Consider the following 18,638-nt stretch of genomic DNA (forward strand, 5'->3'; position numbering starts at 1 on the left):
GCTAGAGGTAGCTCACTCCGTTGGTGTCGTCCTCGCCGTCGCCGTCGACGTCGTCGGTGTCATCCTGCCCGTACTCGAACCGGCGCAGGCCCTGCTCGGCCATGTACCACGCCGCGATGAGGTCGGGGGTGTGGCCGGAGAGGCGACCGTCGTCGAGCTCGAGTGAGAGCGCCGCCTGGATCCAGTCTTCGGTGGCGTCGTGCCCGCGGTAGAACTGGATGCCACCGTTCTCGACGAGGTTCCGCAGCCGCGGGATGCCGTTCTCCCACGAGTGCTTTTTCCCCGACGTCGAGATCCCGGTGACCTTCGCGCGGAGCTCTGGCGAGAACTCGATGGCGTCGTTGACGACGTACTGCTGCATCCCGTTGTCCTCGATGACGATGAGCGCAGGATCGTACCGGCGGTCGTACTCCTGGAGGCGTGCCTTGATCGCCGACGGCGACATGCCTTGCTCGGCGTGCGTGTCGAGGAGCACGCGCTCACCGGACCGCCGGAGCAGCTGGACGACGAAGGCCGCGTCGTCGCCGGTGGGGCTCTGGGCCGGGTCGTGGCCGACGACGATCGCCTCGCCGCCCCCGGCGCGGTACTTCCGCGGCGGCTCGCGCCCACGGATCGAGCACCCGCCCTGGTCGACGTCCAGATCGACGTCGCCGGACTGGATGAGGTTCCCCGAGCCACCGATGAAGGTGAGGCAGTACTCCCGCCAGAAGCGGAAGTCCGCCATCTCCGAACGCTTCTCGGCGAGCCACTGCGGGCCACGGGCCTCGGGCCACAGCACGTGGATCGTCTCGTCGGGGTTCCACGGGTCAGTGACCTCGGAGTAGTACTTCTCGGGCGGCCTGCGGACGTCGAGGTCGTCGTCGGTCGCGTTGCCCTGCTCCCAGTATTCGAGGACAGCCGGGAACTCGGCGACCGAGTAGGCCGACAGCGAGCGGTAGTGCTGGTACTGGTCGTTCTGCCGCTTCCGCGTCCCGATGAGCACGGTCCGGCCGTCGTCCTTCACACCGGGGGCCGCGGACCCTTCGATCCACTCGCGGACGTCTTCAGGAGAGCCGTCCCCGCGAGCCTTGATGAGGTCGTCGAGGACGAGGAGGTGCGCGCGGTCGCCGTCGATTCCGCCGTCGAGCCACGTCGCGACAAGCGTCGACCCGTTGCCGAACTCCTTCAGGTCGATCGTGTCGGTCGGGCGGCGCCCCTCTTGGAGGTTCGTCAGCCATGGGTTCCGCTCGACGAACCGGTTGAGTTCGAGGTCCGTCTTCTTCTTCGTCATCCCTTTGTTGTTCATCGCCCAGATGACGCGGAACCCAGGGTCGTACTCCAGGCGGAGGAGGATGTAGCAGAGGACGGTCGTCGTCTTCAGCCCGTCCCGGTGGCAGTTGAGGACGAGTTTCCGTTCCTGGTCGAGGAGGCGCAGCCACTCACCGTGGTGCTCGCCGAGGAGGTGGTAGTCGTCACGCTCGGCCCGCATGTAGCCACGGCACATCTCGTTCGCGGCGTCGAGGAGCGTCGTCGGCGTCTCGGGATCGAACGGGTTCAGGAACTCGCGCTTGCCCGCCGGGTCGTCGCCGGTGACGATGTCAGCGATGATGTCGTCGGTGGCGCTCATGCCGACTCACGCTCCTGGAGTTCGCGGATCGCCTCGAGGGCGATCTCCTTGTCCGCCTCGCCGAGCTCGTGCGTCGTCGTCTGGTTGACGTCGGCCTCGACCTCGCGCTTCTCCGTCTTCTTGTAGTCGAACGAGCTCGCGAGGAGGAACTTCGCCATCGACGAGTCGACGTCCTCGTCGCGAAGGCCGCCTTCGATGAGTTCTGACTCGCCTCGTGCGCGGGCGCGCTCGAAGCTGCTCCGGAAATCCGGGTGCGCTTCCAGGTAGCGATCGAGTTGCGCCCACGACGAGACGCCGGCCGCACGGGCACAGCCGCGCTCCGACTTCCCCTCACGGGCCGCCTCGAGGATGGCCTCGTGGTCGTCCTCGCCGATGGCGAAGTCGCGTCCCTGGGGGTTCTCGACGTCGTCGTCATCCGAGCCGTGGGTGGGGATCCAGCAGGAGCCGTCGTCGCCAGCAGGGTTCTGGCACGGCTGGTCGTCGGTGGTGTCGGCGCCGCACAGCTCGGTGTCGTCGGTCATGGTGTCGTACAGGTCAGGCAGTCAGGGTCGTCGCACGTCTCGCGGTGGGGCGTCTCCTCGTCGGCGATAGTCTCGATACACTCCCAGCAGTGGTCGCGGAACCAGCCCCGGTTGTCTTTGTTCTCGACCGGGTCGCCGCACCGGTCGCAGGTAGCCATCAGTCCTCGGTGTCGGACTCGGTCTGGATCTCGTTGTACGCCTGGAGGAGCGCAAGGTAGTCGCCGAGCTCGAGCCCGTTGTACGCGCCGACCACGGAGAGCGCGAAGAGCGTGATCACCGTCGGATCGCCGCCGAGGTACAGCGCGTAGATCCAGCCGGCGATGAGGCCGACGTTGACGACGATCGCCCGGATGATTTTGAGGGCCTTCAGCATCGGTAGCTTCTCATCGTCCTCTTGGAGCGTGGTCTTGTACTCGTCGACGACATCGTCCCGGCAGTACCAGGGCCGAGCAGGTGCGTGTGTCTTCATGAGACATCCATCAGAGGAACGCAGTCGCAGGGTCTCGCCGAAGCGAAGCTCGCACCACACTCCGGGCACTGGTCGGTCGTCGAACGATGAGGTCTCTGGTCGGGCATCTGGAGTGGAAACGGAGGGGTGTGTCAATACGTCTCGAAGGGCGACGCCGGGGATCGAACCCGGCACGGGGTAGGCCCGTCTCAGGCTTGGGTCTCGCCTGAGCCCATAGGGCCGTCCGTGACCACGCCAGTGGCGTCGCAAGGCGGTCGGACTTGTGGGTTTGCTCGTGACAGCACGTCCGCCGCAGCTCACACGATCGTCGTCGGGACGACGGTACTGCCGACCGCTCGTGGGACTCAACACTCCCTCGGGCGCGTGACCTGGCCTCGCAGTGAAAAGCTACGATGCCACGCCCTCGGGAGATGGATCGACTCGGATTCGAACCGAGGCATGCCAGCGCTTCAGGCCGGTGCTCTCCCAGACTGAGCTATCGATCCAACCGCTCGGCGTCGGACTCCGCCACTCGGTACTCGAGACCGTCGACGTCGACCGTCAGGAACCCGTCGGGGCCGGAGACGTCGCCCGCGGGCTCGAAGTCGGTCGCTGTGCCCTCGAGTTCGCGGCCGGCGAAGTCGAACGCCACGCGACCGTATCCGGTGGCGCTCATGCGGGGGCCTCCCGCCGGGCGTCCTGCCCGGCGTCGCTCTGGTTGATCGATGCGACGATCGCGGCCTTGGTCGCCTCGCCGAGGCAGTCGTCGACGTGCTCTCCATTCCGGCGCCGTTCGAGGGCCCGCTCGGCGAGCGTCCGCCGGTCGAGGGTGACGCCCTTGTGCTCGAGCGTCCGGATGGTTGCCCGGATGAGCTCGCGGAAGCGCTCGTCATCGACCTCGTCTTCGGCGTCGTTCCAGATGCGGTCGTACGGCGACTCAGTGCCGCAGCGCTCGCAGAACACGCCCTTCTCTTCGCTGACTGACCGGGCCGGCCCGTAGCCGATCTCGGTGTGGTCGCGATGGCGCTCGTAGTGCGACTCGAACTCCCGGGTGAGCCCGCCACGCGTCGGGTCCTGCCGCTCGACGCGGATGACTCTGTGACAGGAGTTACACACGTCCGATGCGTCGAGCAGGTGCTCGTGGTAGGCTGGTGCTTCAGTCATGGATTCGCGCAGAAGGGTCCAGGGCGACCGTCTCTCCGGCCCTGTCGTTCCGACCCCCGCGTGCGAGGCGTGGGGTCGCCCGTCGCCGGGCTGTCGTCACCCGTGTGTTGCTTGGCCACAGCCTTAAGTGGTCCATCGACCGCCATTCTGTCGGTCACCCGTCGACCCTCCATTCAGACGACGGCGGATCGGTAGACCGCGGCGAGCAGGAGACGAGGTCCTCGTCGTGGAGCTGGCGGAGCGCCCGGAGGATTGACCGTTCGGGGCGCGCCATCTGGTAGGTGAGTTGGCGGAGGGTCCGGGGCCCGCTCGCGTTGTGGAGTTCGAGGTAGACGAGCGACGCCGTCGGCGGGAGGTCGGCGAGGCGCTCTCGTTTTCGGGTGTCGAGGTCGCTTAGGGTGGCGTCACTCATCGGTCCGACCTCCGTGGCCTTCGAAGAGGTTCCGTCTCGCCCACTTGGCGATGTAGCGACGGTCGGCCGCACGGAGACGACGGTCGCTCCCGACAGCGGAGATCTCTACTTCTCCGCGACCGCCGAGCGGATACTCGACATCATTCATCTCACAGCGGTGGTGTAACTGCGGGACAACGATGTCCACACCCAGAACCCTCGTGTGCGTACTAATCGGGACGTCTCCAACCTGCCCTTTCAGCTCCTCCGACGGAAACTTCGAGCTCATCGACTCGCCCCCACGACGGCGCCGGACTGTCTGCTCCACGGGACCTCCTCACCGCCCTCGTCGACGAGCACCGCCACCGACTCGGCGTTGCGTTCGGCGGCCGCTTCCCGGCGCTCCGCCGGCGTCATCCCGGCCTGATCGAGCCCGTTGCCGCGCTCTTCGAGTTCCTCGCGACGCTCCTGGAGTGCGTCGAGGACGTCCTCGCGAGGGGCGCGACCCTCACGACGGGCCAGCCAGCGCTCGACGCCCTCCCAGTAGTCGACGAGACCGCGCGTCGCGATGCCGCGGATGCGGGCGAAGATGAGCTCGCCGCTCGTGCCGGCGCCGGTGTCGATGTCGATCTCCTCGACAAGGAACCGCGCCGGGTTCTCCCCGAGCCGGCCGGACTCCTCGGCGTTGAGGTTCGGGACCGTGGTCGCCTGCTCGTTGTGCTGGGCGGTCGCCGGCATCAGGCATCACCCACCCAGCGGATGCCGCCACCACCCGGTTCGTAGGCGCGACCGTCTTCCTTGGCGGCCTCGATGAGGTCCCACGGCGACTGGATTCCCTCGTCTTCGAGCTCGGCGACGACCTCCTCGAGGTCGGCCCCGCCCGAGGTCGCCGGCTGGAGCTCGGTGACTGTGTCCTCGAGCAGCTTGATCTTCTGCTTCTGACTCATCGAGCGGCCCGTCTCCTGGACGTCAGCGTCGTAGACGCCTTCCTGGTCGGTGCCGTAGTCGCGCATCGACTCGCCGACGACGTTCGTCGCGAACTGGACGTGCCGCATCTCGATCGTCTCGGAGAACTCGAACTTCGCTGCCGCCTCGGCGATGCGGACGATCCCCTCCAGCTTCCGGAACGTCACCGGGACGGGCGACTCCTCGTCGTAGCCGTTGAGCGACCGGAGATCGGTGAAGCTCTCGTCGAGCCACTCTTTGACGTCGTCGTTCGCGAACACCGGCTCGGGCTGCTGCTTCGCGAGGGCGATCCACTTCCGCAGGAGATCGCGGTCCACGGGCGTCGCGATGGTGTCGGCAGCCTCCTCGTCGACGTCCATCCCAGCCATCTCGCGCTTCGCGGCGTCGCGAGCGTCGAGAATGTGCTGGGTGATCGTGCTGTCCCGGTCCGGATCGGGCTGGTCCGTGAGCGTGAACACGAGGTCGAACCGGCTCAGGAGGTTCGACTCCAGGTCGAACTGGTCCTGGACGTTCTCGTAGGGATCGAACCGGCCGTACTTCGGGTTGCCCGCAGCGACGACCGCGGTCTCGGTCCGGAGGGTCGCGTTGATCCCCCACTTGTTGACGGAGATCCGCTGCTTGCTCATCGGGTCGAGCATCGCCGCCCGGACCTCGGCCGGCATGTCGTCGAGCTCGTCGATACAGACGGCGCCCTTGTGCGCCTTCACGAACGCGCCGGCCTCGAGGGCGGAGCCGCCGTCGCCGAAGTCGTCCTGGACGGCGCTCGCCGTGACGCCGGCGACGGTCGCGCCCTTCCCGCTCACGCCGACGGTGCGCCAGCCGAGGTCCTCAACTCGGTCGATGAGCTTCGACTTCGCCGTCCCCGGATCACCGAGGAGGAGGACGTGGAACTCGCCGCGGTCGTGGGTGCCGTCAGGGTAGACCGTCTTCGACCCACCCACCTGCGCGAGGATGAGCACTCGCTTGATCTTGTCGTTGCCGTAGATCTTCGGGGCGAGCGAGGATGCCGCCACGTCGAGCGGGTCGCCCTCGGCGCCGTTCACGAGCTCGTGGATCTCCTCGCGCTCATCGGGCGTGACGTCGACGTCGGTGTGGTCGGTCTCGTCGACGGCGAGCGCGCCGGCGTCGACGTACGGCTCGAACTTCCCTGTCTTCTCGTTGCCCTGCGTCTTCTGCTCGAGGTGGATCGTCCCGGCGACGGTGACGCGGTCACCGGCGGTGACGACGTCGGCGAGGTCGTCCTCGACGAACACGTCGATCTCGGTGCCGCTTCCCTCGGCGATCTCGGGCGGCGTCGCGAGGCGGAGCTGCTGGGCGTCGACGAACGCCGACTGGTCGAAGTTGACGTCGAACGGGCCCTGTCGCTCACACCCCTGACACTCGTGCGGTTCCTGGAAGCCCGAGTCGGTCTGGGGGATGTAGGAGAACGTCCCGCAGCGGCGGCACTCGAACGCCGCCTCGACGATCTTCGAGTACTGGTCGGTGACCTTCGACACCTCGCCCGTTATCGCCCGGTAGTTGCTCGCCTGGTCGGTCGGGGAGAACCCGCCCGGGTAGTAGGTGTGTTCGGACGGGAGGTTCGACACGCGGACGTGCGCGTTCGCGAGGTCGACGTCGGCCGGGAGGTCGAACGCACGGAGCCCCTCCTCGAAGATCTCCCGCATCTGCCCCGGCTTGTTGAGGCAGTCCTCGGCGATGTCGTGGTCGAACTCGAAGAGCTCGTCGTAGTCGATGACGAGCGACCGCTGTTCGTTCGGGTAGCGCTGGGCGAGGGTGCCGACCTCATCTCGGTACCGCTCCCGGAGGAAGCGGGTCAGCGTCTCGGTTAGCGTCTCGTTCTCCTTTCGTCGGTCGTGGGTGGTGGACATCGTGGGTTTTCGTCCGCGAATAAAGTCCGTCGAACCACTCGGACCGCCGGACGACGTCGGCCAGACGTCGGCCAGAACGACGGCCCAGTGGCTAACGGACAGTTGCTTACACAGCGCTGCTTGTGGTGATCTACAGGGAGTACAAGCGGAGGCGGAATCCCACGAGTGAAGACCGCCATCGCTACCGCACCTCCTCCGTCTCGGTTTTATTCGCGGACGAAAACACGGCGCCGCGTTTCGCCTCGCTGGCGTCGACGGTGAGACTGCGGTTGCCGCTGGCCGGCGTCTTCACCTCGAAGCCGCGGACGTCCGCGGCGAGCTCCATCAGCGTGTAGCAGTGGTCGGCCGACGGCTCGCCGTCGAATACCTCCCACCGGATGTCGTCGTAGTCAAGCGCGGCGACACCGGAGCCACGAGTCGCCTTCTGGAAGGCGTGCTCGCGGACCATCCCGACCTTGTCGTCACGGGTGAGCTGGGCGTAGTCGCGATCGTCGTCGTGTTCGGAGAGCCGCAGCTCGAGTGAGGTGACGTCCTCGTGGAGCTGCTCGATCTCGGCGGTCGCCTCGTCGAGGTCGGCCTCGAGGCCATTCGCCTTCGCGAGCGCTCGCTGCGCGATGGCGAGGGCGTCACGGGCGGAGACGTCATCGTCCTCAGGCATCGCCGACCACCTCGCCGTCGTCGGCGTGCTCGTCGCACGCGTACCGCTTCCCGTAGCGGTTCTCGATGACGACCTCGGCGTCTTCGCGACAGCCGAGCGCTCCGCAGAACGGTCCAGACGAGACCGCCATCTACGCGGTCACCTCCGTTCCAGCCGCTGACGAGCGACTCGCTATTGCGGCATGTGGTGTAACTACCTGACTCTCGACAGGACACACAACCCCACCGGGGTGCGGATCCGCGTGGGATTGTTCAGAAACTTGATAGAGCCAGGGCAGGGATTTGAACCCCGGAAGTCTCGATTACAAGTCGAGTGCATGAACCACCCATGCTCCCCTGGCGCGTGCGGCCGTACTCGGTCCTCCTATGAGTGCGTGTCGCTTTCCGCGAACCCGGCCGGGGTCAGCCGCTTTCGCCGGTCGCGCCGTCGCCCTCGCCGCCGTCGCCCTCGTCGCCCCTATCGCCGTCATCGCCGCCGCCGTCATCGTCGTCGCCGTCGCGAAGCGGCTTCGTCAACTCGACGCGGTGGCGGTCGTAGCCGCGGTCCGCGTAGAACTCTCGGGCGCGGTCGTTGGCCGCCAGCGCCTCCAGCGCCACGCGGTCGGCACCCTCCCCGGCGAGCGCGCGTTCGGCGGCGTCGAGCAGCGCCGCGCCGATTCCCTCGCCGCGCCACTCAGGGCTCACGTAGAGATTGCTCACGGTGCCGCGAACGCCGTCGCGCTCGTAGCCGCCGCGTTCGACCGAAAATCCCACGAACCCGATCAGACCGGGTTCTCTCTCGCTTTCCCCGTTCGGAGCGCGGGCGACGAGCAGTTCGCCGGTGACGGCCGACTGCGCCGCCCACTCCCGGACCGCCGCGCGGTTCGCCTCGGCGCGAAGCGTGGCGCCGTACTCGCGCTGTCCCGCGGCGAGCGCGACCCACATGTCGGTGACTGCGTCGACGTCGTCGGCGGTCGCCGGCTCGATCCGCGCGCCCGTCTCGGCCATGCGGAGGCCTTCGGCTCGGGGCCTGTTGAGGCTGCCGGCCGGGGAATTGTTCGCTTCGAGGCCGAAGCGGATTTCGCGGCGGTTCGCTCAGATCTCGCGGCAGTTCGGGCAGACGGCCTGCCCGTTGGCGGTGACGAGGTCGGGGACGAGCGCGCCGCAGTTCTCGCAGACGCCCTGCGTCGACGACCCGCTCGGCGCTCCCGCGGCGGGGCCGGCGACGCCGCCGTCGCCCTCGACGGGCCCGTCCCGCGAGCCGGCCGTTTCGCGGTCCGGAGACGCGTCCGGGTTCATCGTCGCCGCGGCGGTCCGCTCCGCGTCGGAGTCGGCGGCGGCCGCGGCCGACAGCACGGCCTCTTTCGGTCGGGACTCACCCGTCCCGGTCTCGTCGCCGAATCCGCCCGCTCCGGTCCCCGCTCGCGGCGCGCCCGCGGCGAGCACGTCGCCGTCCGTGACGACACCGACCGCCTCGCCGTCGTCGACGGCGACGACCCGGTCCGCCCCATCCGCGACGAGGCGCTCCTCGACCGCCGTCAGCGAGTCGTTCGGCGACACCGCCGGGAGCGGCGGTCCCATCGCGTCGGCGACGGCCAACTCGGGGGCGTCCGCCTCCGCGACCGACCCGTCGGCGTCCAACAGCGCGTCGAGCGCGTCGCGCGACTCCAGCCGGCCGATCGGCTGGCCGCCGCGGACGACGACCACGCAGTTCGTCTCCTCTTCGACCAGCAACGCCGCCGCCTCCGAGAGCGAGTCCGACTCGCTGACGCCGAGGAACTCGCGGTGCATCACGTCACGGACCGTGGTGTCTGTTCGCATACGCCACGAATTTGCTCCGAGCGGCTAAAAGGTGCCCCCGATACCGTTATGTCGGCACCGGTCGTACGGTTGCGATCGGTTCGCATACGCGCCGGCGACCACGGACAGGTGCGTGCCTCATCCGTCCGCGCCGAGGCCGCGATCGCGCGCGGTGACGGCGACGAGCGTCGGCGGCGGCGCCCCCCACGGTCCGCAGCCACGCTGTGGATCGCCAGCGGGGACGAAAGGGAGCGTTCAAACCCTCGGCCGTTCGAACTGCGGTATGACCATTCCCTCGTTCGTGATCGGGATCGCGGGGGGGACGGGCGCCGGGAAGACGACGGTCTCCCGCCTCGTCACTCGCGACCTCGGCGACAGCGTCACCCGTATCCCGCTCGACAACTACTACCAGGACCTCTCGCACCTCGACTTCGAGGAGCGGCAGGAGGTCAACTACGACCACCCCTCGGCGTTCGAGTGGGAACTGCTGCGAGACCACCTCGAGGCCCTGTTACAGGGGCAGTCCGTCGATATGCCGCAGTACGACTTCGAGATACACAACCGCAAGGAGGAGCGCGTCACGGTCGAACCGACCGACGTGATCGTGTTGGAGGGAATTCTGTCGCTGTACGACGAGGAGATAAACGACATGATGGACCTCCGGCTGTTCGTCGAGACGGACGCCGACGTCCGCATCCTGCGGCGGATCCGCCGCGACGTCATCGAACGCGGCCGCGACCTGGAGGGCGTCATCGACCAGTACCTCTCGACCGTGAAGCCGATGCACGAGCAGTTCATCGAGCCGTCGAAGAAACACGCCGACGTGATCATCCCGGAGGGCGCCAACAGCGTGGCGGTGAACCTCCTCGAAGAGAAGCTCCGCGCCGAGGTCGAGGGCGACGCGGTCAGGAGCTGGGAGCGCGGGAGCCTCGAACAGGAGCTCGGCGAGAAGCGCTCGCTCGACCTCGACGGCGACGACTGAATCGAGCTGTCCGAGTGCGTTCCGCGGCGTCGACGGCGCTCCGCCGACGAACTCGCTCCGCTCCCGTCGACACCGCCGTCGGCGAGGGCTTCGCCCCGCAGTGAGGTCAGTGGAGACGGAGCGACTCGCTCGCGGGGTCGATCTCGACTTCACCGCCGATCGGGATCGGACAGGTCGGGTACGTGTGGCCGAACTCGCAGTCGAAGACGACGGGAGCGTTCGGAACGTACCTCTCGAGGACATCGGCGATCGCGTCGCGCTGGCGCTCTCGATAGTCCTCCCGCCACTTCGGCGGGTGGGCCTCGGCGTGTGAGCGCGCGGCGGCGCGCCCGACGAGCACGCCGTCGAACCGTTCGAGGAGCCCGCGCTCGCCGAGCGCCCGGAGGTTCGCGCCGACGACGGCGGGGTCGGGGACCAGCTCGCTCGTCTCTACGGCGAGAACGGCCCCCTCCAGCGCCTCGGGGTCGGGCAGGTACCGGCCGGCGAGGAACTGCTCGACGAGGACCGCGTGGCAGCCGCCCCAGATCCGACCCGAGACGGTCGCCTCCCCACCTCGCCAGGTCCGGCCGTCGGACCGTTCGATATCGCGCGTGGTCTCGACCGACTCCGAGTCCTCCCAGTCGCCGGCCTCGTCCGTGAAGACCGCCGCCTCGGTCCACTCGCCGATCGAGTCCTCGAAGAGCGCGCGCCGCAGGTACTCCTCGGTGTAGTCGAACATCTCGCCGTCCATCGCGTACTCGAGCAGCGTCGACCCGCCGTAGTACGAGACGATCCCCTGATTCCAGAGGAACAGGGCCAGGTTGGTGTTGTCCGAGTAGCCGTAGAACCGCGTCGGATGATCGCGGAGGACGTCGCCGTCGAGATGCGGGAGGACGGAGATCTGATCGTGCCCTCCAATGTTGGCGATCACGGCCGAGACGTCCGGATCGCGGAAGGCGTCCATGACGTCTCGAGCGCGCGCCTCCGGACTGTCCGCGAGCCACTCCGGGTCGGCGGTCGCGGTGGGGTACTCGACCGGGTCGAGGTCGAAGCCCTCGCGCATTCGTTCGAGACCGAGTTCGTAGACGAACCGAGCGGACTCGGGGGCGTTCGACGCCGGGGCGACGACCGCGACCCGGTCGCCGGGGTCGACGGGCGGTGGGGTGACGAAATCGGCCATGACGGACTCCCCACCGCGGCGCCGGATAATTCTTCCTCGGCCGTGTGAGACCGTCTCGGACGCGTCGGGCGGCCGCCGGGATGTCAGCGTCGCCGGCCGGCCACTCTCTCCTCGGCGGTCTCGGCGCTGACGAGTTCGTAGAGGGTCGCCCGCCCGCCGTCGTCTTTCGGCCGGAGGACGCGGCCGAGCCGCTGGGTGAACTCCCGTTCGCTGCCCGATCCAGACAGCACGACCGCGACGTTCGCGTCGGGCACGTCGACGCCCTCGTCTAAGACGTTCGCGGCGACGACTCGCCCGTAGGTGCCGTCGCGGAAGCGGGAGAGGATCTCGCGCCGCTCTTTCGCGCCCGTTTCGGCGGTTATCGCGGGCAGCAGGAACCGCTCGGAGAGGCGGTATACGAGGTCGGTGTGGGCCGTGAACACGATCACGCGGTCGTCGCGGTGACGGTCGAGGATCGCCGCGAGCCGGTCGACCTTGCGGCTCGCGTTCATCATGATCTCGCGGGCGTCCTGTTTCGCCAAGAGCGCCTCCCGCGCGGCCGGGTCGTTGCCGGAGCGTTTGACCAGTTCCTGATAGTCGCTCCCGCTCGTGAACGTGATCCCGGCGTCGCGGACGTACTCGACGAACGTGCCCTGCTTCTCGTCGTAGCGCTCGCGTTCAGCGTCGGTCAGTTCCACCTCGATCCGCCGGATATCGTAGGCGGCGAGGTGGTCGCCGGCCAGGTCGTCGACGTCGAGCGCGTAGACGCGGTCGCCGATCAGCTCCGCGACCGCCTCGTGAGCGCCGTCGGGGCGCTCGAAGGTGGCGGTGAGCCCGAGTCGGGCGGGCGCGGCGAGCAGTCGCGCCGCGTCGCGGTACCCCTCGCCGCCGAGGTGGTGGGCCTCGTCGAAGACGACGAACTCGAAGGCGTCGCCGACGCCGTCGGCCTTGAGGTACGCCGAGTCGTACGTCGATACCGTGATCGCCTCGCGGCGCTGTTCGCCGCCGCCGAACCGGCCGATCGGCACGTCGAACTCGCGTTCCAACTCGCGTTGCCACTGGTCTAAGAGGTCGACCGTGGGGACGACGACGAGCGTCGGCACGCCGAGTTCGACCATCGCGCGGATCGCGATCACGGTCTTGCCCGCGCCGGTCGGCAGTTCGATCACGCCGCGGTCGCCGGCGTCGCGCCACGCGTCGAGCGCCTCGCGCTGGTACTCCCGGAGCTCGTAGTCGGTGGCGAGCGCGTCCGGCAGCCCGGCCTCGGTCGCGGCGCGGTCGCTCGCGTCGAGGACGCGGTCGTCGACGGAGACGCCGGCCACCCGGAGCGCCCGCCGGAGCTCCGCGTACCGGTACGCCGGCGCGCGGCCGGTCCCCGAGCGCGGGTCGGTCTCGACGCCGGGCAGCGGCGGCAGCGCGTCGGGGTCGAGGTCGGCGTCCGCGTCGACCCGGACCGTGCCGTTCTCGTAGGTCAACCGGACGTCCATCGCCCGACGTTGCCGACCGACTTACAAAGGCCCACCGCCTCGGTCCGCCATGCGCGCGGACGCACTCGACCCGGACCTCGCGGCGGCCGTCGACGAGATCGAGTCGCTGGGGCTGCCGGGCTGGAGCGACCTCTCGGTCGACGCCGCCCGCCGCCTCGAAGACGACCTGTTCTCCGGGCCGCCCGAACCGCCCGTGGCCGATGTCCGCGACTTCGCGTTCGACGGGCCTCACGGCGAGGTGCCCGTCCGGGTGTACCGCCCCGAGGAAACGCTCGGCGACCCGACCGCGAGGAGCCGAGCGCTCGTCCACCTCCACGGCGGCGGGTGGACGCTGGGCACGCTCGACTCGGTCGACGGCATCTGTCGCGAACTCGCGGTCCGTTCGGGTGCGGTCGTGGTCTCGGTTGACTATCGCCTCGCGCCCGAACACCCGTTCCCGGTCCCCGTCGACGAGGCGACCGCGGCGGTCGAATGGGTCGTCGAGACGGCGGACGCGCTCGGCGTCGACCCGGACCGTGTCGGTGTTTCCGGAACCAGCGCGGGCGGGGCGCTCGCGGTCGCGGCGTCGCTCCGGGCTCGCGAGCTCGACGACTCGCCGACCCCGGCCGGTCAGTTCCTCCTGTATCCGATCGCGGGCCGCGACTTCGAGACGGACTCCTACCGGGAGAACGCGGACGGTCCGCTGCTCACCCGGGCTGACATGCGGTGGTTCTACGAGCGGTACCTGCGGAGCCCGGTCGACGCCGCGAACCCCTACGCCGTCCCGCTCCGGGCGTCGGACCTCGGTGACCTGCCGCCCGCGACGGTCGTCACGGCGGGGTTCGACCCGCTCAGAGACGACGGCGTCGCGCTCGCGGACCGGTTCGAGCGCGAGGGGACTCCCGTCCGGAACCGGCACTACCCGGCGATGGCGCACGGCTTCTGTAGTCTCGCCGACCGGGTGCCGACGGCGGAAACGGCGCTCGCCGCGGTCGCGGACGACGTGCGTGAGCGGCTGTAGGGCGGTCGCGGCTCAGCCCTCGACGGTCGTCTTCACGATGCTCACCGGCGCGGTCGACTGCCGGGAGACGCGCTCGGTGACGGAGCCGAGCATCCGCCGGTAGTCGCCGGACCGCGTCTTCGATCCCATCACGGTGAGGTCGACGGTCTCCTCGTCTGCGTACCGAAGGATCTCCTCGTGCGGGACGCCGTACCGCAGCGCGGTCACCGTCTCCACGCCGGCCTCGCGAGCCCGGTCGGCAACCGCGTCGAGGGCCTCGCGACCCGTCTCTTCGAGCGTCTCTCCCGCGCCCTCGGCGCCGTCGACGAACTCGTCGCCGGAGTAGGCGTTCACCACGTCGCTGTCGACGACGTAGAGGACGTGGAGCGTCGCGCCGTAGCGGTCGGCGGCGTCGATCGCGTGGTCGATCGCGCGGTCGACGCCGGGGCTTCCGTCTGTGGGGAGGAGCACGTGGTCGTACATACGCGGCGGTTCTCCGGGCGAGCGAATAAAACGATCGCCGTTTCCCGAACGGTTAACAGGCTGTGTCTCCGCCGAATTGCCATGACAGAGGCCGCGGATCGGATCTTCGTCGACGGGGAGGTACACACGCTCGCGGACCCCGACGACGGCGGCGACACGGTCCACGAGGCCGTCGCCGTGCGCGACGGCGAGATCGTTCGGACCGGGCGGACCCGCGACGTGAAGCGGCTCGCTGGCGTCGCCACCGACGTGGTTGACCTCGACGGGCGCGTCCTCCTCCCCGGGTTCGTCGACGCGCACACGCACCTGACGACCGTGGGACGGTACCTCGTCCACGCCGACCTCTCGGCCGCCGACTCGCCGAGAGGGGCCGTCGACCTGCTGGCCGACCGGGCCGTCGAGGTCGAAGAGGCCGAAGAAGCGGAGCGGGCGGACCCCGACGGAAACTCGTCGGGCGGTGACGGGAACGCGGCCGGCGACGGATGGATTCTCGGCTACGGCTACGACGAGTCGACGTGGACGGAGTCGCGGTACCTCACCCGCGAGGACCTCGACCGCGTCTCGACCGAGCGTCCGGTCGCGGCGTTCCGCGAGGACATGCACGTCGCCGCGGTCAACGGCGTCGCGCTCGATCGGTTCGCGGACGAACTCGCCGACGCGCCGGCGGAGACGGTGCCGACCGACGCCGACGGCGAACCGACCGGCGTCCTCCTCGAAGCCGCCATCGACCCGATCTACCGGGCGGTCGAGCCGGGCCCCGACGAGACGCGCGCGGTCGTCGAGGCGGCCCTCGACCACTGCGCGGCCCGCGGGATCACGGGGTTCCACGACATGGTTCGCGACTCGCAAGCCCCGCGCGTCTACCGCGACCTCGACGCGGCCGGGGAGCTGACCGCCCGCGTCCGGATCAACTACTGGACCGACCACCTCGACGCGGCCCGCGAGGTCGGCCTCGCCACGAACGCCGGGAGCGACCGCGTCGAGACCGGCGCGATCAAGTCGTACACGGACGGGAGTTTCGGCGGACGGACCGCCCGCCTCTCGGAGCCGTACGCGGACGACGACGAGGCGACCGGACAGTGGGTCGTCGACCCCGCGGAACTGCGTGAGGCCGTCGCGAAAGCGACCGAGGCGGGCTTCCAATTCACCGCCCACGCGATCGGCGACGAGGCGGTCGCGGCCGTGTTAGACGCCTACGAGGACGCCTCTGAGACCGATCCGGGAGACGCGCGCCACCGGATCGAACACGTCGAGCTGGCCGACGACGCGGCGATCGAGCGGCTCGCCGAGAGCGGCGTCGTCGCCAGCGTCCAACCGAACTTCCTCAAGTGGGCCGGCGAGGACGGGCTCTACGAGTCGCGGCTCGGCCCCGATCGCACCGCCGAGACGAACCGCTACCGCGACATGCTCGACGCCGGGGTCCGGCTCGCGTTCGGCTCCGACGGGATGCCGATGGACCCGCTGTTCGGCGTCCACCACGCGGTCAACGCCCCGGCCGACGCCCAGCGGCTCACCGTCACCGAGGCGCTGCGAGCGTACCCAACCGGCGCCGCCTACGCCGGCTTCGACGAGGACCGACTCGGGACGATCGAACCGGGCAAGCGCGCGGACTTCGTCGCGCTCGACGCGTCGCCGTGGGAGAACGCCGACGAGATCGACGAGATCGACGTCGCCGCGACCGTCGTCGACGGCGAGGTCGTGTTCGACGACAGGTGACGTTCGGCGGGAGCGACCGCGGAACCCGCAATCGCTGCCAGAAAACAGTAGTTATTAATCATGTAGTTCCAACGCGAGGGTATGACGGAGATTGCCATCGAGTACGCCGCGGGCGACCGGCTTCGCTCGGAAGCGGAGACCGCCCGTCGACTCATCGACGCGTATCTCGGCGACCGGTCCGAGGTCGACCGAGTCACGCTCTCGCCCTCCAGCGAATCGGTGTTCTGCGTGAGCGTCGAAGGAGACCGCATCTGGTGTACCGACCCTCGCGAGTGGATCGACGCGATGGAAGCGGTAACCGCCGCACGGCGACGGCTCTCCGAGCTTTGAGCGCCCGTCGCCCGTCAGTTGACCCGCCCGTCGGCGGCCGACGCGCGGGCGTGAACGAACTCCCGCAGTAGCTTCCCGGCCAGCGCCGCCGACTGCCCGTCGTCGCGGTCGTTCACCTCGACGACGTCGAACCCATCCGCGTGGGGGGCGGCCGCCCGAACGAGGTCGCGAACCTCGCGGGGTTCCAGTCCGAACGGCTCCATCGTTCCGGTTCCGGGGGCGTAGGCCGGATCGAGGGCGTCGATGTCGACGGAGCAGTACACCGACTCGTCGGCGAATGAGTCGCCGTCGAGCGCGTCGATCCACGCCCTCGCGTCCTCGGGTCGGACGACCTCGACGTCGGCGTCGGCCGCGCGCTCCCACTCCGCCTCGGAGCCCGTCCGAGCGCCGACGATCACGGCGCGGTCGACCCCGAGGTCGTCGAGACAGCGGCGCGTGACGCAGGCGTGGTTCATGGGGTTCCCGTCGTACTCCGCACGGAGGTCGAGGTGCGCGTCACAGACGACGAGGGCGTCTGGGTCGACGGCGTCGACGCCGGCGTAGGTGACGGTGTGCTCGCCGCCGACGAGCAGGGGGACGGCGCCGTCGTAGGCGACGCTCCGCAGTTCGGCGGCGAGGTGATCGAGGTACGCCGGCACGTCGTCCCACGGGCGCACGTCGCCCGCGTCGTGGACGCCGAGCGCGGAGAAGCGACTGTCGGTGCGTCGGTCGTAGTCGTCGTAGCTCTCCGAGAAGCGCCGGACCCGGTCCGGTCCGAACCGGGTGCCCGGCTGAAAAGTGGTCGTGGCGTCGAGCGGAGCGCCGACGACCACGTACGAAGCAGCTTCGCGGTCCGTCGTCGCTCCGGGGAACATTCCCGACTACCCGAGGATCTTTCGCTGGCCCTCGTAATCGAGGTACTCGATGTTCTCGTCCGAGGTGAAGTCCTCGCCCTCGGGGATCCGCATCGTGAAGGTGTCGTAGGTGTCGAGATCCATCACCTGAACCTCGTCACCGCTGACGTTGACGACCTGGCCCTGCTTCCGTTCGACGATGGGGACCCACACCTTCGCGTCGACCGGCTGCGAGAGCGAGCGCTTCCTGTCGTCGAAGACGCCCTTGCCCTCGACGCGGGCCTTCGCGCTGCCGTGTTTTCCGGGTTTGGCGGTGCTGTAATGGTTGATCTTACAGGGCACGTCGTCCATCATCACGTAGCTGCCCTCCTGGAGTTCGCGAACCTGCTTCTGCTCTCGCGGCATAAGCGGTATTTCCGGAGGCGCGGGTATAAACGGTTTGGAACGCCGCCGCTCCGCGTGTCGAGACGCGCTCGGGCCGCGCTTGGCACTCGGAGAGCGGCGTCCGCCTCGACGAACGGATCGTGAACGACGCCGCGACCGTGCTCGGTGGAAACACGTAAGTCGAATCCGTTTGGATCGCCCGACGTGTCCCCGACTCTACCTTCCCTCACGCTCGACGCATCGGTTTCGACCGCCGTTTCGGCCGGCAGTCCCGCGTCTCTCGGTCCGGTCGCGCTCCCGCTGACGGCCGGCGGACTCGCGTTCGCCGCAGCGGTCGCGACCGGCGGCCTCATGTTACTCGGAGGGATCGCCGTGTACGCGTTCAGATCGAGTGACGAGCGGGTCGACCGCGTCGCCGACGCGCTCGACGGCGACCTCCCCGCACCGACCGACGCGCCGGTCCGCGAGGGCGCCGACGTCCCGGCGGACGCCGGACTTCACGAGGTCGCCACCCACGACGACGGCGCCCCCGTGTACGTCCCCGTCGTGCGGATCCCGCTGGCGACGACCGACCCCGGCATGGACGGGGTGTACCGCCACGCCGCCGCCGCGGTCGCGGCGCTCCACGACGAGTTTGACGACGCCCACGTCCGCGGCTACGACGTCGATTTCGGACTCGACGACGGGTCGCTGGGCGGGATCGGGCGGACGGTGAAACGAGTCGCGGTCCCGCCGGCGCTCGCCGAACGGCTCCGCGACCCAGACTACGACCATCGAGACCTGCGGGGAGACGTCGCCGAGCGCGACGACGGCGACCCCGGCGTCCCGCCCGTCGACTGGGGCGAGCCGCTGAGCTACGCCGGCGGGGGCGGGTCGGCAGCGGCGGCGACGGCCGCGACGACGTAG

At 69.3% G+C, this 18,638-nt stretch carries 24 protein-coding genes and 2 tRNA genes; 5 read left to right on the top strand and 21 right to left on the bottom strand.

Going from position 1 to position 18,638, the window contains the following annotated elements; genetic code table 11:
• Nucleotide 1: 1 nt before the first annotated feature.
• From ABDZ89_RS06870 to ABDZ89_RS06945, 16 genes are all read right to left on the bottom strand, one after another.
• On the bottom strand, nucleotides 2–1,606 hold the full coding sequence (locus tag ABDZ89_RS06870; protein WP_343777737.1) for a phage terminase large subunit family protein: 1,605 nt from the start codon (nucleotides 1,604–1,606) through the stop codon (nucleotides 2–4).
• Nucleotides 1,603–2,127, bottom strand: a complete 525-nt coding sequence (locus tag ABDZ89_RS06875) for a hypothetical protein (RefSeq protein WP_343777739.1) — start codon at nucleotides 2,125–2,127, stop codon at nucleotides 1,603–1,605. Before ABDZ89_RS06875 ends, ABDZ89_RS06870 begins: the two co-directional genes overlap by 4 nt.
• Nucleotides 2,124–2,285 carry a hypothetical protein gene (locus ABDZ89_RS06880; protein WP_343777741.1) on the bottom strand — a complete coding sequence of 54 codons (162 nt, stop codon included), beginning with the start codon at nucleotides 2,283–2,285 and terminating at the stop codon, nucleotides 2,124–2,126. The genes ABDZ89_RS06875 and ABDZ89_RS06880 overlap by 4 nt, the downstream gene beginning before the upstream one ends.
• The gene (locus tag ABDZ89_RS06885) at nucleotides 2,285–2,596 is read right to left on the bottom strand and encodes a hypothetical protein (protein ID WP_343777742.1); all 312 of its coding nucleotides are present in this window, start codon (nucleotides 2,594–2,596) and stop codon (nucleotides 2,285–2,287) included. The genes ABDZ89_RS06880 and ABDZ89_RS06885 overlap by 1 nt, the downstream gene beginning before the upstream one ends.
• A gap of 411 nt (nucleotides 2,597–3,007) precedes the next feature.
• Nucleotides 3,008–3,081, bottom strand: a tRNA-Phe gene (locus ABDZ89_RS06890).
• On the bottom strand, nucleotides 3,072–3,251 hold the full coding sequence (locus tag ABDZ89_RS06895; protein ID WP_343777743.1) for a hypothetical protein: 180 nt from the start codon (nucleotides 3,249–3,251) through the stop codon (nucleotides 3,072–3,074). The genes ABDZ89_RS06890 and ABDZ89_RS06895 overlap by 10 nt, the downstream gene beginning before the upstream one ends.
• On the bottom strand, nucleotides 3,248–3,739 hold the full coding sequence (locus ABDZ89_RS06900) for a peptide ABC transporter substrate-binding protein (RefSeq protein ID WP_343777744.1): 492 nt from the start codon (nucleotides 3,737–3,739) through the stop codon (nucleotides 3,248–3,250). Before ABDZ89_RS06900 ends, ABDZ89_RS06895 begins: the two co-directional genes overlap by 4 nt.
• A 154-nt stretch (nucleotides 3,740–3,893) precedes the next feature.
• The gene (locus ABDZ89_RS06905; RefSeq protein WP_343777746.1) at nucleotides 3,894–4,151 is read right to left on the bottom strand and encodes a MarR family transcriptional regulator; all 258 of its coding nucleotides are present in this window, start codon (nucleotides 4,149–4,151) and stop codon (nucleotides 3,894–3,896) included.
• Nucleotides 4,144–4,419, bottom strand: coding sequence for a hypothetical protein (locus tag ABDZ89_RS06910; RefSeq protein ID WP_343777748.1), 276 nt, complete (start codon nucleotides 4,417–4,419; stop codon nucleotides 4,144–4,146). Before ABDZ89_RS06910 ends, ABDZ89_RS06905 begins: the two co-directional genes overlap by 8 nt.
• Nucleotides 4,416–4,868 (bottom strand): DUF8129 domain-containing protein, encoded by a 453-nt coding sequence (locus ABDZ89_RS06915; protein ID WP_343777749.1) that lies wholly within the window; start codon nucleotides 4,866–4,868, stop codon nucleotides 4,416–4,418. The genes ABDZ89_RS06910 and ABDZ89_RS06915 overlap by 4 nt, the downstream gene beginning before the upstream one ends.
• Nucleotides 4,868–6,964, bottom strand: a complete 2,097-nt coding sequence (locus tag ABDZ89_RS06920) for a minichromosome maintenance protein MCM (RefSeq protein WP_343777751.1) — start codon at nucleotides 6,962–6,964, stop codon at nucleotides 4,868–4,870. The genes ABDZ89_RS06915 and ABDZ89_RS06920 overlap by 1 nt, the downstream gene beginning before the upstream one ends.
• A gap of 181 nt (nucleotides 6,965–7,145) precedes the next feature.
• Entirely contained in the window at nucleotides 7,146–7,622 is a 477-nt protein-coding gene (locus tag ABDZ89_RS06925) for a hypothetical protein (RefSeq protein WP_343777753.1), read from the bottom strand.
• Complete coding sequence (locus ABDZ89_RS06930; protein ID WP_343777755.1) at nucleotides 7,615–7,752, bottom strand: hypothetical protein; 138 nt, start codon at nucleotides 7,750–7,752, stop codon at nucleotides 7,615–7,617. The genes ABDZ89_RS06925 and ABDZ89_RS06930 overlap by 8 nt, the downstream gene beginning before the upstream one ends.
• A gap of 136 nt (nucleotides 7,753–7,888) precedes the next feature.
• A tRNA-Thr gene (locus ABDZ89_RS06935) sits at nucleotides 7,889–7,962 on the bottom strand.
• A 61-nt stretch (nucleotides 7,963–8,023) separates the two neighbouring features.
• Nucleotides 8,024–8,608, bottom strand: coding sequence for a GNAT family N-acetyltransferase (locus ABDZ89_RS06940; protein WP_343777757.1), 585 nt, complete (start codon nucleotides 8,606–8,608; stop codon nucleotides 8,024–8,026).
• A gap of 87 nt (nucleotides 8,609–8,695) precedes the next feature.
• Nucleotides 8,696–9,421, bottom strand: coding sequence for a CBS domain-containing protein (locus tag ABDZ89_RS06945; protein WP_343777758.1), 726 nt, complete (start codon nucleotides 9,419–9,421; stop codon nucleotides 8,696–8,698).
• Between the two features lie 262 nt (nucleotides 9,422–9,683).
• Between ABDZ89_RS06945 and udk the strand changes: the two genes are divergently transcribed.
• A complete protein-coding gene (udk, locus tag ABDZ89_RS06950) occupies nucleotides 9,684–10,382 on the top strand; it encodes a uridine kinase (protein ID WP_343777759.1) in 699 nt (232 codons plus the stop codon).
• 106 nt (nucleotides 10,383–10,488) lie between these two features.
• Here the strand turns inward: udk and ABDZ89_RS06955 are convergent, their stop codons facing one another.
• Both ABDZ89_RS06955 and ABDZ89_RS06960 read right to left on the bottom strand, forming a co-directional pair.
• Complete coding sequence (locus ABDZ89_RS06955) at nucleotides 10,489–11,541, bottom strand: S66 family peptidase (RefSeq protein ID WP_343777761.1); 1,053 nt, start codon at nucleotides 11,539–11,541, stop codon at nucleotides 10,489–10,491.
• An 83-nt stretch (nucleotides 11,542–11,624) separates the two neighbouring features.
• Nucleotides 11,625–13,007 carry a DEAD/DEAH box helicase family protein gene (locus tag ABDZ89_RS06960; protein ID WP_343777763.1) on the bottom strand — a complete coding sequence of 461 codons (1,383 nt, stop codon included), beginning with the start codon at nucleotides 13,005–13,007 and terminating at the stop codon, nucleotides 11,625–11,627.
• A 49-nt stretch (nucleotides 13,008–13,056) separates the two neighbouring features.
• Between ABDZ89_RS06960 and ABDZ89_RS06965 the strand changes: the two genes are divergently transcribed.
• Nucleotides 13,057–14,007 carry an alpha/beta hydrolase gene (locus tag ABDZ89_RS06965; protein WP_343777765.1) on the top strand — a complete coding sequence of 317 codons (951 nt, stop codon included), beginning with the start codon at nucleotides 13,057–13,059 and terminating at the stop codon, nucleotides 14,005–14,007.
• Between the two features lie 12 nt (nucleotides 14,008–14,019).
• On the opposite strand, the gene ABDZ89_RS06970 is transcribed toward ABDZ89_RS06965, so the two are convergent.
• Nucleotides 14,020–14,469, bottom strand: a complete 450-nt coding sequence (locus ABDZ89_RS06970; protein WP_343777766.1) for a universal stress protein — start codon at nucleotides 14,467–14,469, stop codon at nucleotides 14,020–14,022.
• Between the two features lie 81 nt (nucleotides 14,470–14,550).
• Here ABDZ89_RS06970 and ABDZ89_RS06975 point away from each other — a divergent pair, with 81 nt between their 5' ends.
• Both ABDZ89_RS06975 and ABDZ89_RS06980 read left to right on the top strand, forming a co-directional pair.
• The gene (locus ABDZ89_RS06975; protein WP_343777767.1) at nucleotides 14,551–16,185 is read left to right on the top strand and encodes an amidohydrolase; all 1,635 of its coding nucleotides are present in this window, start codon (nucleotides 14,551–14,553) and stop codon (nucleotides 16,183–16,185) included.
• Between the two features lie 81 nt (nucleotides 16,186–16,266).
• The gene (locus ABDZ89_RS06980; protein ID WP_343777769.1) at nucleotides 16,267–16,515 is read left to right on the top strand and encodes a SelT/SelW/SelH family protein; all 249 of its coding nucleotides are present in this window, start codon (nucleotides 16,267–16,269) and stop codon (nucleotides 16,513–16,515) included.
• A gap of 14 nt (nucleotides 16,516–16,529) precedes the next feature.
• Here ABDZ89_RS06980 and speB read toward each other — a convergent pair whose 3' ends face one another.
• Both speB and ABDZ89_RS06990 read right to left on the bottom strand, forming a co-directional pair.
• The gene (gene speB, locus ABDZ89_RS06985; RefSeq protein WP_343777771.1) at nucleotides 16,530–17,369 is read right to left on the bottom strand and encodes an agmatinase; all 840 of its coding nucleotides are present in this window, start codon (nucleotides 17,367–17,369) and stop codon (nucleotides 16,530–16,532) included.
• A 6-nt stretch (nucleotides 17,370–17,375) separates the two neighbouring features.
• A complete protein-coding gene (locus ABDZ89_RS06990; RefSeq protein ID WP_343777772.1) occupies nucleotides 17,376–17,753 on the bottom strand; it encodes a translation initiation factor IF-5A in 378 nt (125 codons plus the stop codon).
• Between the two features lie 183 nt (nucleotides 17,754–17,936).
• On the opposite strand from ABDZ89_RS06990, the gene ABDZ89_RS06995 reads away from it, so the two are divergent.
• Nucleotides 17,937–18,638 (top strand): hypothetical protein, encoded by a 702-nt coding sequence (locus ABDZ89_RS06995; RefSeq protein WP_343777774.1) that lies wholly within the window; start codon nucleotides 17,937–17,939, stop codon nucleotides 18,636–18,638.

This window comes from Halorubrum ejinorense (assembly GCF_039522565.1).
Classification (GTDB): domain Archaea; phylum Halobacteriota; class Halobacteria; order Halobacteriales; family Haloferacaceae; genus Halorubrum; species Halorubrum ejinorense.

Bases quoted from the DNA above. Each gene is read 5' to 3' on its own strand.
- ABDZ89_RS06870 (WP_343777737.1), bottom strand. From the start codon at position 1,606: ATGAGCGCCACCGACGACATCATCGCTGACATCGTCACCGGCGACGAC.
- ABDZ89_RS06875 (WP_343777739.1), bottom strand. From the start codon at position 2,127: ATGACCGACGACACCGAGCTGTGCGGCGCCGACACCACCGACGACCAG.
- ABDZ89_RS06880 (WP_343777741.1), bottom strand. From the start codon at position 2,285: ATGGCTACCTGCGACCGGTGCGGCGACCCGGTCGAGAACAAAGACAAC.
- ABDZ89_RS06885 (WP_343777742.1), bottom strand. From the start codon at position 2,596: ATGAAGACACACGCACCTGCTCGGCCCTGGTACTGCCGGGACGATGTC.
- ABDZ89_RS06895 (WP_343777743.1), bottom strand. From the start codon at position 3,251: ATGAGCGCCACCGGATACGGTCGCGTGGCGTTCGACTTCGCCGGCCGC.
- ABDZ89_RS06900 (WP_343777744.1), bottom strand. From the start codon at position 3,739: ATGACTGAAGCACCAGCCTACCACGAGCACCTGCTCGACGCATCGGAC.
- ABDZ89_RS06905 (WP_343777746.1), bottom strand. From the start codon at position 4,151: ATGAGTGACGCCACCCTAAGCGACCTCGACACCCGAAAACGAGAGCGC.
- ABDZ89_RS06910 (WP_343777748.1), bottom strand. From the start codon at position 4,419: ATGAGCTCGAAGTTTCCGTCGGAGGAGCTGAAAGGGCAGGTTGGAGAC.
- ABDZ89_RS06915 (WP_343777749.1), bottom strand. From the start codon at position 4,868: ATGCCGGCGACCGCCCAGCACAACGAGCAGGCGACCACGGTCCCGAAC.
- ABDZ89_RS06920 (WP_343777751.1), bottom strand. From the start codon at position 6,964: ATGTCCACCACCCACGACCGACGAAAGGAGAACGAGACGCTAACCGAG.
- ABDZ89_RS06925 (WP_343777753.1), bottom strand. From the start codon at position 7,622: ATGCCTGAGGACGATGACGTCTCCGCCCGTGACGCCCTCGCCATCGCG.
- ABDZ89_RS06930 (WP_343777755.1), bottom strand. From the start codon at position 7,752: ATGGCGGTCTCGTCTGGACCGTTCTGCGGAGCGCTCGGCTGTCGCGAA.
- ABDZ89_RS06940 (WP_343777757.1), bottom strand. From the start codon at position 8,608: ATGGCCGAGACGGGCGCGCGGATCGAGCCGGCGACCGCCGACGACGTC.
- ABDZ89_RS06945 (WP_343777758.1), bottom strand. From the start codon at position 9,421: ATGCGAACAGACACCACGGTCCGTGACGTGATGCACCGCGAGTTCCTC.
- udk (WP_343777759.1), top strand. From the start codon at position 9,684: ATGACCATTCCCTCGTTCGTGATCGGGATCGCGGGGGGGACGGGCGCC.
- ABDZ89_RS06955 (WP_343777761.1), bottom strand. From the start codon at position 11,541: ATGGCCGATTTCGTCACCCCACCGCCCGTCGACCCCGGCGACCGGGTC.
- ABDZ89_RS06960 (WP_343777763.1), bottom strand. From the start codon at position 13,007: ATGGACGTCCGGTTGACCTACGAGAACGGCACGGTCCGGGTCGACGCG.
- ABDZ89_RS06965 (WP_343777765.1), top strand. From the start codon at position 13,057: ATGCGCGCGGACGCACTCGACCCGGACCTCGCGGCGGCCGTCGACGAG.
- ABDZ89_RS06970 (WP_343777766.1), bottom strand. From the start codon at position 14,469: ATGTACGACCACGTGCTCCTCCCCACAGACGGAAGCCCCGGCGTCGAC.
- ABDZ89_RS06975 (WP_343777767.1), top strand. From the start codon at position 14,551: ATGACAGAGGCCGCGGATCGGATCTTCGTCGACGGGGAGGTACACACG.
- ABDZ89_RS06980 (WP_343777769.1), top strand. From the start codon at position 16,267: ATGACGGAGATTGCCATCGAGTACGCCGCGGGCGACCGGCTTCGCTCG.
- speB (WP_343777771.1), bottom strand. From the start codon at position 17,369: ATGTTCCCCGGAGCGACGACGGACCGCGAAGCTGCTTCGTACGTGGTC.
- ABDZ89_RS06990 (WP_343777772.1), bottom strand. From the start codon at position 17,753: ATGCCGCGAGAGCAGAAGCAGGTTCGCGAACTCCAGGAGGGCAGCTAC.